The sequence below is a fragment of the Paenibacillus puerhi genome, assembly GCF_009846885.1.
Lineage (GTDB): Bacteria > Bacillota > Bacilli > Paenibacillales > NBRC-103111 > Paenibacillus_G > Paenibacillus_G puerhi.
In genome coordinates this window covers 126,327-140,168 of sequence record NZ_WUWM01000007.1, presented here as the reverse complement: position 1 = coordinate 140,168, position 13,842 = coordinate 126,327, and the positions used below count along the sequence as shown (strand labels likewise).

Genomic DNA, 13,842 nt, shown 5'->3' with positions numbered 1-13,842 from the left:
GGCCATCTCGTTGAACGCAAACTTCAAAGCTCGGCTGCAAAGCCCGCTTCAATCCGTAGGAGGAAAGCTGTTTCTTCTGCTGTTCGTCACAACGGCCGGTCTCACGGCCGCGCTCGGCTGGGTCTCATATACAGTGGCCAAAGGACTGATCATTGACCAGGTGGCCGGTGCGTCATCGCAAACGATTGTACAGGCGGCAGACAAGCTCGATTTTTTATTTGCCCAATACGAATCGTTGTCCAGACAGCTGCTTATCGATCAGGAGCTGAGGGAGGACCTGCAGCTGGTGAGCAAGCCGGATGCGGACTATGGTCTTAAAAACCAGGCGGAGAACCGGATCCGCCGGAAGCTGGATGCGATCGTCAGCTCGGACAAGAGGCTGCTGCGCGTCATGCTCATTCCAAGGACGCTGGACATCGCGAAGACGTACCGGACGTCCGGAAGCAGCTCGATTATGATCAACGAAGCTAACGCGGGAGCGCTGAAAGCGATCATGGAGGCGGACGGGGATATTCGCTGGCTGCCAGTTCAGAAGAAGGGGCTGTACACGCTGAATACCGAGCCTACCCTGACGATGGGGAGGCTGCTCAAAAATGCTCAACGTCCGGAGGCTGAATTCATCCTCACCCTGGAGATCAAGAGCCAGGCGCTTACCGAGATCTTATCGAATGTCAGACTGGGGCAAACGGGGGAAATATGGCTTGTGACGAACGATGGGAAGGTAGCATATACGGCGGAGCCGGCAGCGCTGGAGCAGGTATCGAACATTCTGGGCGAGGCAGGCGAACAGGAGGAAGGGGCCTTCCATGCCCGAGAGGAGGACGGCGTAGAACGGCTCGTTGTCCACAAGCGGCTGCAGACGGCCAAGTGGCAGCTGGCCGGCCGTACCCCTGTAAGCGAGTTCGTTCAGGATACGGACAAGCTGCTAACGATCACAGTGGCCATGACGCTGTTGGCGATCGTACTGGCCGCTGCCCTCGGCTATCTGGTTGTAAGGCTTGTAGGCAGGCCGCTAACGTTGCTGTGCAAGCTGATGGAAGAAGGGGAGCGCGGCAATCTGACGGTGCGCACCGACTTCCGTTCACAGGACGAGATCGGACGGCTCGGCCAGAGCTTCAACCGCATGATGCAGCAAATCCGGACGCTTGTCGAGCAAACGAATCGTTCGGCTCAAGAGGTGCTGCGTACGGCAGCCGAGCTCTCTGAGGTTTCCAAGAACACCGCATTGTCTGCGCGGGAGATTGCGGCGGCGACAGGAGAGATCGCCCATGGGGCCAGCAGTACGGCAGCGGTAGCTGAGAAGGGCACCCTGCTGACCGAGCGGATCGGCCTGACGACGACGGAGGTCGCCCTCTCCAATGACCGGATGGGAGAAGCTTCCGGCCGTGTGCAGCAGGTCAGCGTTCAGGGGACTGCTTGCATGAACGTATTGGTCGAGAAAACGGATGAGAACGCCAGGCTGACCCATACGATCGTCGACAAGGTCGACCGGCTTAAGGCGAGCGCTTCATCCATGCGGAAAATTCTCGATGTCTTGAACAACCTGACTAAGCAAACCAATATATTATCGTTGAACGCGACCATTGAGGCTGCACGCGCAGGTGCTGCCGGCAAGGGGTTCATGGTCGTCGCCGAAGAAATCCGCAAGCTGGCGGACCAGTCGAAGAACTCCATACAGGTTGTGTCCGGCATCACGGAGACCATCCGGCAAGAGATGGAAGAAACCGTCCAATTCCTGTTGACGGCCAACCCGATGTTCGAGGATCAGCGGAACGCGGTAAAGGAAGCGGCGGCCATCTTCGGCCAGGTTATGGAGGAAACGACCCGGTATATGGAGCAGCTTAGGGCATCCTCCGCTTCTGTCGAGCAATTGGTATTATCCCAGCACAAGCTGTCCGAAGCGATGGGCTGCGTAAGCTCGGTCGTCGAGGAAACGACGGCTTCGACGGAGGAGGTGGCCTCCTTATCGGCAAGTCAGTTGGCTGTTAGTGAAAGACTTGTGGGGCTGTCGTCAAGATTGGAGGAATTATCCGAGCAATTGAAGCTTTCACTCGTTACATTTCGCACCTGAATCGGAAATACTCGGTTGCGAACAAAGGAGGAGCTATGATCAAAGTTGTTGTAGCAGATGCTCACCGGATCGTCAATGAGGGAATCAAGCTTATCCTGGAGCGGGAGGGGGAGATTGAGGTAGCCGGGTACGCGGCGACCTCGCAGGAGCTGATCGAGCTGTGCGACCGATTGCAGCCTTGCATTGCGCTGGTAGACGCGTTCGTCCTGAAGGAAGGTGGCATAGAGGTCGTCAGGCAGGTCCGCAGCAAGCATCCGAGCACGAAAGTCATCATCTTCACCAGTTGCACGGATGCGGGCTGCATGCTGCAAGCGATCCAAAGCGGGGCGAGCGGATATATTCTGAAGGACATCCATCCTCCAGAGCTGGTGCTGACGGTCAAAAGTGTGGCGGCGGGGCTAAGCATTATGGATAAGCAGGCCATGCACAGCTTCACGGAGCAGGCGGGCATCAGCCTGGCTGCCGCCTATGAGCGTCAGATCTCGCCTGATCCCGGGCTAACCGATCGGGAGGTCAGCATCATCAGGCATATTGTGGAGGGCATGGAAAATCGCGAGATTGCGCGCAGTCTTTTCATGTCGGAGGGGACGATTAAAAATACGGTATCCGGCATTCTTAGAAAGCTTGACCTTCGCGACCGCATCCAACTCGTGGTGTTTGCCATTCGCAACGGGCTGGCATGAATACAGGACTCATCACCCATGAATGACAGGCAGGCCCTGCGATCATGGGTTTTTTGTGTCCGACGAATGCACATGAAAAAAAGGAAGCGCGGACAATTCTTTATAACCGCACGTCCTTTTTTTATAGCTGTATCGCTGTCCGGTTCATGACGCAGGGCATCTGGCACGGTGCGAACAGGGTGAGGCATACTTACGGTAGCAAGTGAAATGAGGTTAGATAAAAGTTAATTTTCCAAGGGGGGTTCTGCGTGACGAAAATACAATTGCCCATCAGCATACCGCCTGTGAAGTGCTGGCAGTTCTCGGCGTATCCGCTCGCTGTCATCGGGACGGATGAGCGAAGTTGGGGCTGGATCTTCAGCAATTACATCCAGGTCAGTATTCATGAGCGTTTCGCAACGGCGCCCGTCCCTTTCGGCTTCTACGAGTACGATTATGCCTGCAATCCGTTGCTCTCGGTGCAGCGCATGGACAGGGACCTGTTCCCCCTCTTCCGCAGAGGAATCGTAGATTTCGTCAAGGACTGCATCGGCCAAGGCTACTCGGTATACCTCAATCTGAATGAGTATCATGTCCCCAGCCGCATGCATTATGGCGTGCGCAATTATTCGCATGACGTGCTTGTGTACGGCTTCGACGAGGAACAGGGCGTCTTCGACCTGCTCGGGTACAATGAAAGGCTGATGTTCGGGAGCTCGACGATCAGCTTCACCGAATTTGAGCAGGCCTATGCCAGTCTGGATACGTTTCCTAATCCGTGCCGGCAGATTTTCCTGTACCGGCTCAATGAACGGGCCAGCTATGCGTTCAATATCGATCTTGTTGCGGAAAGTCTGGAGGACTATCTGTACTCGCGCAATACGGCACTGAAATACCAGCTGCTCGCCGAGCCGGAAGACGATCTGATCTTCGGGCTTGATTCCTACTCGATCCTGCGGCAGTTTATCGAAGCGCAGAGCGCCAATAAGAACCCGTGGGTGGATATGCGCTATATGCACATGCTTTGGGAGCATAAGCATCTGATGGCCTTACGGGTCGCATACATGACGGAGCGGGGATTTATCGATACCTCTAGGGGTCTGGAAGGCAGATTCGCGCAGCTTGAGAAGACGGCGGAGGCGGCCCGCAACAGCTTCATTAAGTTCTCTCGCTCGCGCAAGCCCGAGCATCTGACTTCGATCGTTGGAACGGTAGAGCGGATGCGGGAAGAAGAGCGGCAGCTGTATGACGAGCTGCTGGGGTCGATTCGGCTGCGGCCGAATCTGTCCGGTGACACGGCGGCGGAGAGAGGGGTGGCCGGATGAGCGGATTGACGGCTGTCCAAGAGTGGCGGGAAATCGCGGGTGAAATGAAACTGGCTATGGCGGGCCGTGCGGCTCACGCCGACGCGACATCCCGGTTTCCTCATGAAAATTTTACAGAGCTGGCTCAGAAGGGGCTCCATACGCTTACGCTGGGGGAAGCCTACGGGGGCCATAGCATCGGCTTCGAGAACACGTTCGAGTTGATCTCGGAGCTGGCAGCGGGCTGCGGATCTACGGCACTATGTCTAGCTATGCACTATTATACGCTGGCGGGACTCGGGACCATGACAGACAATGCCATGCTGGCCGGCGTATTCCGGGATATCCAGCACAATGGCGAGTACATGTCGTCGTTCAACCAGCCGAATGTCATGCTTCTGACGGCCCGGGTAGCGCCGAAGGACATGGTCAAGATCGAGGTCCGGCGAACGAACGGCGGTTATATCGTGAACGGACGGAAGGCGTTCGTCTCCGGCTGCGAACGGTTCAAGTATCTCCCTATATACGGCTACCAGGAGGATACGGGGACGAGGCTCGGCATGACGGCATTGATGGTCACGCGGGACGATTCGGGCGTTACGATCGACGAGGCATGGCGTTCTACGGCGATGAAGGGAACGAAGAGTCATCATGTCACCCTGGATGAGGTTTTCATTCCGGAGGATAGGCTGATCGGCCGGGAGGGACATGCCATCGAGGATACGAACGAGCTGTCCCACTGGTCGAGGCTGGCCATCTCCTCGGTCTACCAGGGCATCGCACAAGCGGCCTTCGATCATGTGGTGTCTGTGCTCGGCAAGAAACGGGATATGTACTCGCAGACGCCGCTCGCTTTCATGCCGGGCTCCCAATTCACGCTGGCGGAGATGCGCATCAAGCTGGAAACGGCTGCGAATCAGCTCCGGATGTTCGCTAGAAGGGCCGACCGGGAGCGTGAGCAGGGCAGATTCACGGATGACTTGTTTCAGCAGTCGCTCATTACGAAATATTACGTGACCCATATGGCCAATGAGATCGTCTGGCAGGCGATGCAGCTCGATGGAATGAGCGCCTTGAACGAAGGCGAGCTGCTGGAGCGGCTCTACCGGGACGTGAGAGCGGCGACCTATCATCAGCCGGGAGATGACCTGCTGAAAGAGCTGCTGGCCAAGAAAACGCTCGGCGTCGTATCGGTCAAGAATAGATGGTGTTGAAGCGATGACGCTGGAACGCGAGATCAAACGATTGCTGACCAAGGAGGATTACGCCCGGCTGCTGTCGCATCCGGAGCTGCTCCCTTTTCCCGTCCGTCATCAGCTTCAGATCAATTATTACTACGAAACGGATGATCAGGGGCTGCATGAGCACGGGATTACCGTCCGGGTCAGGCAGAAAGAAGCGGCGCTTACGCTGGAGGTGAAGTATCCCGCCCGGGGCGCCGGGGAATCGGCCGGTTACCGGATCAAGCAAGAGCTGAGCCGGCCAGTCGATGCGCTGCCGCTCCGCTTCGAGCTGGAGCGGGAATTCCCCGAGCTCGGCATCCGGGGGGAGGCGCATCTTACCCTACCTCTGATTACGGAACGGTCGAGCTTCCGCATATCCGGGGGAACCCGGGTGGAGCTAGACCGGAGCAGCTATTTAGGCATCACGGATTATGAGCTTGAGATCGAGTTCGAGGAGGGAGAGGCCGAGGAGGCCTTTCGCATGTACAAACGGCTGCTGCCGGATAGCGAAGCGGGAGACTCGACGTCAGACGGCAAAAACACCAGATTCTTCCGGCAGTACCGGCAGCTTATGAGGGAGAGATGATCAGGATGGAGATTTGCCTGCAAGTAAAGAGAATCGTAGCGGATACCTTAAAGCTCGGGGATGAGCGCCAGGAGAGCTTGTCTGATGAGCATTCGCTGACTGCCGAGGGGATGGATTCGATCAACTGCGTCGATATTGTACTCAGTCTGGAAGAACAGTTCGACGTCGTATTTGGCGATGAGGAGCTGCTGCTGGACAACCTGAATACGATTGGCAAATTAAGCTCGATCATCGGACAGAAGCTCGGCCTGCAGCAGCCGATCTAGGAGGGGCTGGAAGTGGCATTTATCGAAGTCAAGGAACTGGTCAAGGAATATGAGATCAGCGTCAGAAAGAAAGGCTTGCTGGGCTCCATCAGCAGTTTGCTGATGCCGGAGTACGTCAAGAAGCGGGCCGTCGATTCGATCGACTTCTCGATCGCGCAGGGCGAGACGGTCGGATTCATCGGACCGAACGGGGCAGGCAAATCCACGACGGTCAAGATGCTGACGGGCATTCTCGTGCCCACGTCGGGCTCGATCTCGATCGGGGGGCTCTCTCCGCATAAGGACCGCAAGCTGAACGCTCAGCGGATCGGCGTCGTCTTCGGCCAGCGGACGCAGCTGTGGTGGGATTTGCCTGTGGCCGATACCTTCGATCTGCTGCGGTATGTGTACCGGATACCCGAGCAGCGCTATAAGCGCAATATGGAGCTGTTCAGCGAGCTGCTAGGCCTTCAGGAGTTCATCCGGCAGCCGGTCAGGCAGCTCAGCCTCGGGCAGAAGATGCGGGCGGATATTGCCGCCGCTATGCTGCACGACCCCGAGATCATTTTCTTCGATGAGCCGACGATCGGTCTGGATGTGGTCGCCAAGGAGAACATCCGGGCCTTCATCCGGCAGATGAATAAGGAGAAGGGAACGACGATGCTGTTCACCACGCATGATATGGTCGATATCGAGAAGACCTGCGAGCGGATGATCATTATCGACAAGGGACATAAGATTTATGACGGTACGGTAGAGGAGATTAAGGACCAATATGGCAAGGACCGGACGCTAGCCGTTGAATTTGCCGAGCCTGTCGGTCATGTGTTCATCCCCGGCGTCGAGCTGATCGAGGACAAGGGGACGAAGAAGCGGTTCCGGTTTTCCCGGGACGAGATCCAGGCGTCCGCTATCCTGCAAATTCTGATGCAGAAGTATCCGCTACTCGACTTCACGGTACAGGAGCCCGATATCGACGGCATCATCCGGGAAATTTACCAAGGGGGTATCAGCCTCGATGAGAGTTTACCTGGAGTTTGCTAAGAAGTCGTTTCAGAACAGCATCGTGTACCGGGTTGATTTTCTCGCGGGCGTGCTCAATGCGATCGTGATGATCTTCGTCAATATTGCAATCTGGCGGGCGATCTACGAGGAAGGGGATATGCTGGAGGGCGTTCAGTTCAAAATTCTCGTCACGTACGTGGTGCTGTCGTTTCTCCTTCAGCTCGTCTATGTCATGGATGAATATTTCATCGAAGCGAAGATTCGCAGCGGGCTTATATCGTCGGACTTGCTAAAGCCGATCAACTTCAGGCTCTATGTGTTTTTCTACAATCTGGGCTCGGTAGCGTTCCGGGTCGTCATGCAATTTGCGCCTGTGCTGGTGGTCTCGATTGTCGTATTCAAGCTGCTGCCCCCGTTCTCCGGGATGATGCTGGCTTATTTTATGCTCAGTGCGGCGCTTGGCTTTCTCGTGCTGTACAATCTGAACTTTATCGTCTGGGTCAGTTCATTCTGGTTTTACTGGACCTTCAGTCTTGTCACGATTAAGGATGCGGCGGTCATGATCTTCTCGGGCGCTCTGGTGCCGATCTGGCTTATGCCCCCGCAGCTCGTACGATTTATCGAGATGACGCCTTTCGATTCGATCTTCTATATCCCTATCCGCATCTATCTGGGCATGGTGCCGGAGGATCAGATCCTCATGAGCATGCTGCGCCAATGCATATGGGTGGCCGTACTGTTCGGAGCGGGGCAGCTGCTGTGGACGCTGGCCCAAAAAAGACTGGTCGTACAAGGAGGCTGACAATTGTGGGAGGATATTCGACGGCCGAGCTGGCCGGGCTGTTCCTTCGCTACGCGAAGCTGAACCTGAAAACGACGCTGGAATATAAGCTGGACCGCTCGTTCCTCGCCTTCGCCATCTTCTGCCGGGAGATGATCAGCGTCATCGTGATGCTGTTGATCTTGGCCCGGTTTCTGCACATTCGAGGCTGGGAGATGAATGAGCTGTTCTTCCTGTACAGCTTCCTGTTTTTATCCTACAGTCTTTTCGTGTTTTTGTTTGCCGGCGTCCGCGACTTTGACGGGATGGTGCATTCCGGGGAGTTCGACCGGTTCCTGATCCGTCCGCTGGGTCTCTTGTTCCAAACAGTCGCTTCGAAGATCGATCTGCCGGCCACGCTTGGCCATGGCGTCGTAGGCGTGATTCTGTTCATGAAGACGGCGTTCTCGGTGGGCATCGTCTGGGATGCGGTCAACATTTTCTATTATGTGACAGCGCTAATCGGAGGAGCGATGATTCAAGCTTCGATCTTCATGCTGTCGGCCTGCTTCAGCTTCTGGACGATCAAGACGGAAAATCTGCGCAATCTGATTTTCTTCAATGCACGACGAATTGCCGGTTACCCGATCAGCTTTTATCCGGGGCTCATTCAGAAGATGCTGATCTTTCTCGTGCCCTTTTCGTTCGTCAGTTATTTTCCGGCGCAGTTTTTCCTACGGAAGGATGATCTGCAGCTGTACGGGGGCGGATACTTGTATGTGACCCCGCTTGTCGGGCTGGCGATGTTTCTGCTGGTGTACCGGCTGTGGAAGCGGGGCGTGCGGAGCTATACGAGCTCAGGCAACTCTATGTATTAATACCGAATCAGGAGAGAGGAACTTGCTTTGAAAAAGTACACCACGTTACTTGTGCTGGGCGTTCTGCTGCTGGGGGCGGCTGTTTATGCGGTGGCGACCCAGGTCGATTTCAACCGCATGCTGCTGGCGGCGGGCTATTACGAAAAGCGAATTACGATCATCAATACGGCGGATCTGCACGGTCATATTACGTTCAAGGAGTATGATACCGGCGGGCTTCTGCCGGGGACGGATCAGCATCCCGAAATGGGGATGGCTCTGATCAAGGGAATCGCCGATGAGATCCGCAAGGACAACCCCCATACGCTGATGCTGGATGGCGGCGATATGTTCCATGGTACGCCGGAGGCGGCGGTGAATGAGGGGGAAGGGATCCTTGAGATCGCCAATCTGATGGGCTACGATGCGCTGACGGCCGGCAACCATGAGTTCGACTGGGGCTGGGAGCGTACGATGGAGCTTAAGGACAAGCTCAACTTCCCGATTCTGAGCGCCAATATTACGAAGGGCGGCCAACCGGTCTTCGAGGCTTACCGGATTTTCGAGGTTGGCGGCAAGCGGATCGGCGTATTCGGGCTGACGACGGCCCAGTTCCTCCAGGATCTTCAGGTGCACGGCATCGGCGATGTCCGTTACGAAGACCCGCTGCCTGCGGCCCAGAAGGCTGTAGCCGAGCTGCGGGAGCAGCAGGTGGACTCGATCATACTGCTGTCCCATCTGGGCGACGATCTGGACCGCCATCTGATCGCGGCGAATGTTAGCGGCATCGACCTGATCCTCAGCGCGCACGGCCATTTTCTGTACGAGAAACCGCTTATCGCCAGCGGCGTCCCGGTCGTGGAGTCCGGCGGCTATTCTACGCATGTCGGAGTCGCCGATCTGTATTTCCGGCAGGGCAAGGTGGCCAAGGTCGCCTGGGGCGTCCGGAAGACGCTGGACCGGAAGAAGGAGGACCCGAAGATCGCCGAGATCGTGGGGCGTTATCACGCGATGGCACTGGAGAACGGCAAGGAGGTCGTGGCCACCTCGGAGTCGGGCCTGGACGGCATCCGCTCGCATGTGCGGACCAAATCGACCAACCTCGGCAATCTGGTCGCCGATGCGATGAGGGTGCGGGGAAATGCGGACCTTACGCTGTACAACAGCGGGGGGATCCGAGAGAGCATTCCGGGCGGCGATGTGACGCTGTATAAGCTCGACAACGTGCTTCCCTTCGTTAACAATCTGGTCACGGTCGAGCTGAAGGGCGAAGCGATCTACAAGGCGCTGGAGCACGGGATGATCAACTGGCCGAGCGGAGCGAGCAACGGCGGCTTCCTGCAGGTATCGGGCATCACCTACGAGATCGACGGTTCAAAGCCCGCAGGCAAGCGGCTCTCCAGTGTCACCCGAAACGGGCAGCCGCTGGATAAGAACGCCATGTACAAGGTTGCGATCACCGACTTCTTGATAGCTGGCGGCGACGATCATGACGTGTTCAAGGACGCCAAGGTCGTGCAGCGGGGAGGCCTGCTTAGTCAAGAGGTCGCCGCTTACCTGAAGAGCCAGGGAGGCAAGCTGCCCGAGGAGCTGGAGGAAGAGCGGATCAAGATCATCAACCAGCGTTATCAATAATGCTTGTTAGTCTACATTTCAATTAACTGGAGGAATGCGAGATGACGATTACCCCGGAACAGCAGCTGGTCCTGGAGCTGGCCCAATACAGAACCCCGAACAAGGAGAAGATTCTGGAGCTGCTCGGCCAGAAGCTGGATCTGTCGGAAGTGCTCGGGCATATGACGTATAACCGGACGGCGGGCATCGCCTACCATGTGCTGCGCAAGATCAGCGCCCCGTTCTTTAACCGCGAATTCGAAATGGCGCTATACCTGATTCATCAGATTCAGGCCTTGCGCACCAATTCGCACAAGCATGCGGTTGCCCGCATCGCCGAAGCGATGAATGACAGCGGAATCCCTCATGCGTTTCTCAAAGGCTCCATCCTGGCCAACTCGACGTATCCGGCTGGCTGCCGCATCTCCAGCGACATCGATATTTTGCTGAATGCCGGGGATCTGACGGCTTGCGGAGACGTGTTCCGGGAGCTTGGCTTTGTCCAGGGCTTCCATGACGAGAATGAGAACGTGGTCGTTCCGGCTACACGCCGCGAACTGGTAAACTACCGGATGAACTACGGCGAGGTCGTACCGTTCCGCAAGGTTGTCGATGAGCCCGGGATCAATCTGATCGAGATCGATATCAACTTCTCGCTGGATTGGATGCCGCATGGCACCGAGCAGGCGGTCGATAATTTCATCCGGGAGTCGGAGACGTACTTGTTTTCGGAGGGCCAGCGGGTCAGCTCGCTGCCGAAGGAATACTTCCTTGCCCACTTGTGCGTTCATCTGTACAAGGAGGCCCGAGTTATTACTTGGGTCGAGTGGCAGCGCGACCTCGGACTGTATAAGTTCGTCGATATTTACGGCTTTCTTACCGACCCGCAGCTGGAGATCGACTGGGTAAGATTCGAAGAGATCATCCGCGCCAACAACATTGTGGAGGAATGCTACTACGCGCTGGAATACGCCCGGACGTTCTTTCCGGTACTGGGCGATATCGAGGCCTTCGCCTCAGCGCTGGAGCGCATCCGCCCTGCGAATACGGACTATCTGGAACAGGTCATTGACGGTGCGGATTCCTCTATCGTCTATACCTGGAAGGAAGACCTGCTCACCCGCTTCTTTGATCTCAAGCGTTACCGGAGTCTGGAGCGTCTGCCCAGCCTGGAAACGATCTGACCGCCCGGCTGTGCCATGAAGAGCGGCGCGGCTGGTAGCCGGGTAAAGGGAGTGCTGGTAGCTTATGAAGGAATCAGCGGCTCGGGCAAAAGCGAAAGCATGAAGCGGCTGCTGGCCCGTCTGGAGGCCGCAGGCTTTGAAGCGGTCCTGGTCGAATGGAATGCCAACCGGGCAATCCGCATGCTGGCAGCGGGGCTGAACCGCGCGGGACTGCTTGTCCCTCGCGTCTACAGCCTGCTGCAGTGGCTCGGCTTCCTTCTCGACTATGCCCTGATCATAGCACCCTCGCTGAGAAAGGGGCGTATCGTCATCGCGGACAGGTACGTGCATACGGCGCTCACCCGCGACGCGACGAACGGTGCGGGCACCCGGCTTGGAAGCAAGCTTGCGCGGCTCGTCCGCCCTCCGGACCGGGTCATCTTCCTGGACACGCCGCCCGAGCTGTGCTACGACCGGATCAGAGTCCGGGGCAAGCGGCTGTTCCACCCGAATAAACGGCTGAAGGGCGACGATCTGACTTACCTGCGAAGGATGCGGGAGGCCTATATTTGCCTGTTCGGCGGCTTGACCCCGAACGGCGGCACGTTTGTGGAGGTCGAGGTCGTCACAACCGGAGCGGATATCTCCGGCGATGATCCCGCCGAAGTCCGGGTGGAACGGTATGTGAAGGAACGGCTGGGGGCGGAGAGCCCCCTGTTTGGACATCTTGCGGCGAAGGCAAATAAGGGGAGTGGAAGTGCAAATGGACGAACAATTTGACCTGATCCGATGCTTGACGACACACAAGCGCGAGCATGTGCTGATCTGGCTGCTCAATATCGGAGCGGAGAAATATTGGCATCCGGTACACGCCGGGGTCATCGACCGAACGGAAGACCGCATCGTCGCCAGAGTCGAGGAGATGAACCTCCTGCTCTGCCGGGAGCAGGATATTCTAATCGTCCGCGAGCGGCCGGATGAGGCCTATCTGGCCAAACTGCGGGAGTGGGGCTTCGAGGTGCCGCGCCGCATCCTGGTGCCTCGCGGCGCCGATGCGCTGCTGCCGATCTCCGAGCTGGTGCTGCAGGATGAAGGGCTGAAGCGGGAACTGGCTGCTGCAGCGGCTGAGGCAGCAGCTGAGGCAGAGGCGGCAGGGGCAGGGAGAACGGCCCAGGCGGATGGCAGCGGTGTGGAGGAAGCCGGGCGCCGTCCGGCGGGAGTGTACTTCGTCCCCTACGCGGTGACCCGGCTGGAGGAGAGGATCGCCGAGGAATGCGGGCTCACGCTTGTCGGTGCGCCGGCTGGCGTGAACGCCGCTGTGAACGATAAGATCGGCAACCGCCGCATCGCAGAGGCGCTCGGTCTGCCGGTCAGTCAGGGCAAGGTATGCCTGAGCACGGCAGAGATTCGCGACGAGTACGAGCGGCTGACCGAACGGGAGCAGTTCGGGATGGTCATCGTGAAGGAGCCGCATGGCGCGTCCGGCAAAGGCTTGTACCGGGTCGATAGCGCCGAGAAGCTGGCGCCTCTGCTGAGCCGCCTGGCCCGCTTCTCCAGGGGCAGAGAGGATGCGCAGTGGCTGGTCGAGGGCTGGTACCCGACACAGGCCGATATCAGCTTCCAGCTCTATGTGTCGCCGCAAGGGGAGGCCCAGGTGTTCTCCATCAAGCGGCAGGTGCTGAGAGATACGGTCTATATCGGCTCGGCGATGCCCGCCGATCTGGATGAGCGCACCTTGTCCGCCTACCGGGAATACGGCGTGCTCATCGGCAAGCATTTATATGAAGAGTATGGCTATACGGGAGTGGCAGGCGTTGATTCGATCATCACGAAGGACGGGACGATCATTCCGGTCATTGAGATCAACGGCCGGTTCACGCTGTCCACGTATCTTTCATTTGCAGGAGATGTGCTGGGGGATGTAAAGCTTTATGCACGTTACTTCAAACTGCTGACGCGGCAGCCGCATGACTACGCCCGGCTGTGTACGGCTATGGAGCGTGAAGGATTGCTGTATAACCGGGAAACGGGCAAAGGGGTTTTGGTCTATACATCAGGCACGCTGTCCATACCGGTCGCTGAGGGGGACGGGGCGTCAACGGCTTATGCCGGCCGCCTGTTTACATTAACGGCAGCAAGGGATTGGTCAGGCGTCGAAGCCTACAATGCCCGATTGGAAGCGTTTGTTAACCGGCTTTGCTCCCCTTCGGCGCTTCTGCTGCAGGAAGCTGAGGAAGCGCAGGAGGCAGAGATGCCAAGTATTAAGGTAAACAATTGAAAATTGTTCACAACATGTAAGCTTTCCTCTATAATGATGCTATCATGCTCATTGTGAAGCGGTTCGTCCGTTTG

13 protein-coding genes are annotated in these 13,842 nt (G+C 57.2%); all 13 read left to right on the top strand.

Going from position 1 to position 13,842, the window contains the following annotated elements:
• Positions 1–10: 10 nt before the first annotated feature.
• Positions 11–2,071: a methyl-accepting chemotaxis protein gene (locus GSF01_RS08085; protein ID WP_235941347.1), complete on the top strand. Its 2,061-nt coding sequence runs from the start codon at positions 11–13 to the stop codon at positions 2,069–2,071.
• A gap of 35 nt (positions 2,072–2,106) precedes the next feature.
• Positions 2,107–2,754, top strand: coding sequence for a response regulator (locus GSF01_RS08080; protein ID WP_159882682.1), 648 nt, complete (start codon positions 2,107–2,109; stop codon positions 2,752–2,754).
• Between the two features lie 248 nt (positions 2,755–3,002).
• The gene (locus GSF01_RS08075) at positions 3,003–4,058 is read left to right on the top strand and encodes a cysteine peptidase family C39 domain-containing protein (protein WP_159882680.1); all 1,056 of its coding nucleotides are present in this window, start codon (positions 3,003–3,005) and stop codon (positions 4,056–4,058) included.
• Positions 4,055–5,251: an acyl-CoA dehydrogenase family protein gene (locus GSF01_RS08070; protein WP_159882678.1), complete on the top strand. Its 1,197-nt coding sequence runs from the start codon at positions 4,055–4,057 to the stop codon at positions 5,249–5,251. The genes GSF01_RS08075 and GSF01_RS08070 overlap by 4 nt, the downstream gene beginning before the upstream one ends.
• Before the next feature lie 4 nt (positions 5,252–5,255).
• The gene (locus GSF01_RS08065; RefSeq protein WP_159882675.1) at positions 5,256–5,846 is read left to right on the top strand and encodes a CYTH domain-containing protein; all 591 of its coding nucleotides are present in this window, start codon (positions 5,256–5,258) and stop codon (positions 5,844–5,846) included.
• A 5-nt stretch (positions 5,847–5,851) separates the two neighbouring features.
• Positions 5,852–6,112 carry an acyl carrier protein gene (locus GSF01_RS08060; protein ID WP_159882673.1) on the top strand — a complete coding sequence of 87 codons (261 nt, stop codon included), beginning with the start codon at positions 5,852–5,854 and terminating at the stop codon, positions 6,110–6,112.
• Positions 6,113–6,124: 12 nt separating this feature from the next.
• Positions 6,125–7,135 carry an ABC transporter ATP-binding protein gene (locus GSF01_RS08055; protein ID WP_159882671.1) on the top strand — a complete coding sequence of 337 codons (1,011 nt, stop codon included), beginning with the start codon at positions 6,125–6,127 and terminating at the stop codon, positions 7,133–7,135.
• Positions 7,110–7,898 carry an ABC transporter permease gene (locus tag GSF01_RS08050; protein WP_159882669.1) on the top strand — a complete coding sequence of 263 codons (789 nt, stop codon included), beginning with the start codon at positions 7,110–7,112 and terminating at the stop codon, positions 7,896–7,898. Before GSF01_RS08055 ends, GSF01_RS08050 begins: the two co-directional genes overlap by 26 nt.
• A gap of 5 nt (positions 7,899–7,903) precedes the next feature.
• Entirely contained in the window at positions 7,904–8,734 is an 831-nt protein-coding gene (locus tag GSF01_RS08045) for an ABC transporter permease (RefSeq protein WP_201305334.1), read from the top strand.
• Positions 8,735–8,761: 27 nt separating this feature from the next.
• Complete coding sequence (locus GSF01_RS08040; RefSeq protein WP_159882667.1) at positions 8,762–10,348, top strand: bifunctional metallophosphatase/5'-nucleotidase; 1,587 nt, start codon at positions 8,762–8,764, stop codon at positions 10,346–10,348.
• A 41-nt stretch (positions 10,349–10,389) separates the two neighbouring features.
• On the top strand, positions 10,390–11,511 hold the full coding sequence (locus tag GSF01_RS08035; protein ID WP_159882665.1) for a nucleotidyltransferase family protein: 1,122 nt from the start codon (positions 10,390–10,392) through the stop codon (positions 11,509–11,511).
• A 51-nt stretch (positions 11,512–11,562) separates the two neighbouring features.
• Entirely contained in the window at positions 11,563–12,270 is a 708-nt protein-coding gene (locus tag GSF01_RS08030) for a dTMP kinase (RefSeq protein ID WP_159882663.1), read from the top strand.
• Positions 12,254–13,768: a preATP grasp domain-containing protein gene (locus tag GSF01_RS08025; protein WP_159882661.1), complete on the top strand. Its 1,515-nt coding sequence runs from the start codon at positions 12,254–12,256 to the stop codon at positions 13,766–13,768. The genes GSF01_RS08030 and GSF01_RS08025 overlap by 17 nt, the downstream gene beginning before the upstream one ends.
• Positions 13,769–13,842: the final 74 nt, after the last annotated feature.

Excerpts from the sequence above, each read along its gene's own strand:
- GSF01_RS08080 (WP_159882682.1), top strand. The coding sequence starts at position 2,107 with ATGATCAAAGTTGTTGTAGCAGATGCTCACCGGATCGTCAATGAGGGA.
- GSF01_RS08070 (WP_159882678.1), top strand. The coding sequence starts at position 4,055 with ATGAGCGGATTGACGGCTGTCCAAGAGTGGCGGGAAATCGCGGGTGAA.
- GSF01_RS08065 (WP_159882675.1), top strand. The coding sequence starts at position 5,256 with ATGACGCTGGAACGCGAGATCAAACGATTGCTGACCAAGGAGGATTAC.
- GSF01_RS08060 (WP_159882673.1), top strand. The coding sequence starts at position 5,852 with ATGGAGATTTGCCTGCAAGTAAAGAGAATCGTAGCGGATACCTTAAAG.
- GSF01_RS08050 (WP_159882669.1), top strand. The coding sequence starts at position 7,110 with ATGAGAGTTTACCTGGAGTTTGCTAAGAAGTCGTTTCAGAACAGCATC.
- GSF01_RS08035 (WP_159882665.1), top strand. The coding sequence starts at position 10,390 with ATGACGATTACCCCGGAACAGCAGCTGGTCCTGGAGCTGGCCCAATAC.
- GSF01_RS08025 (WP_159882661.1), top strand. The coding sequence starts at position 12,254 with ATGGACGAACAATTTGACCTGATCCGATGCTTGACGACACACAAGCGC.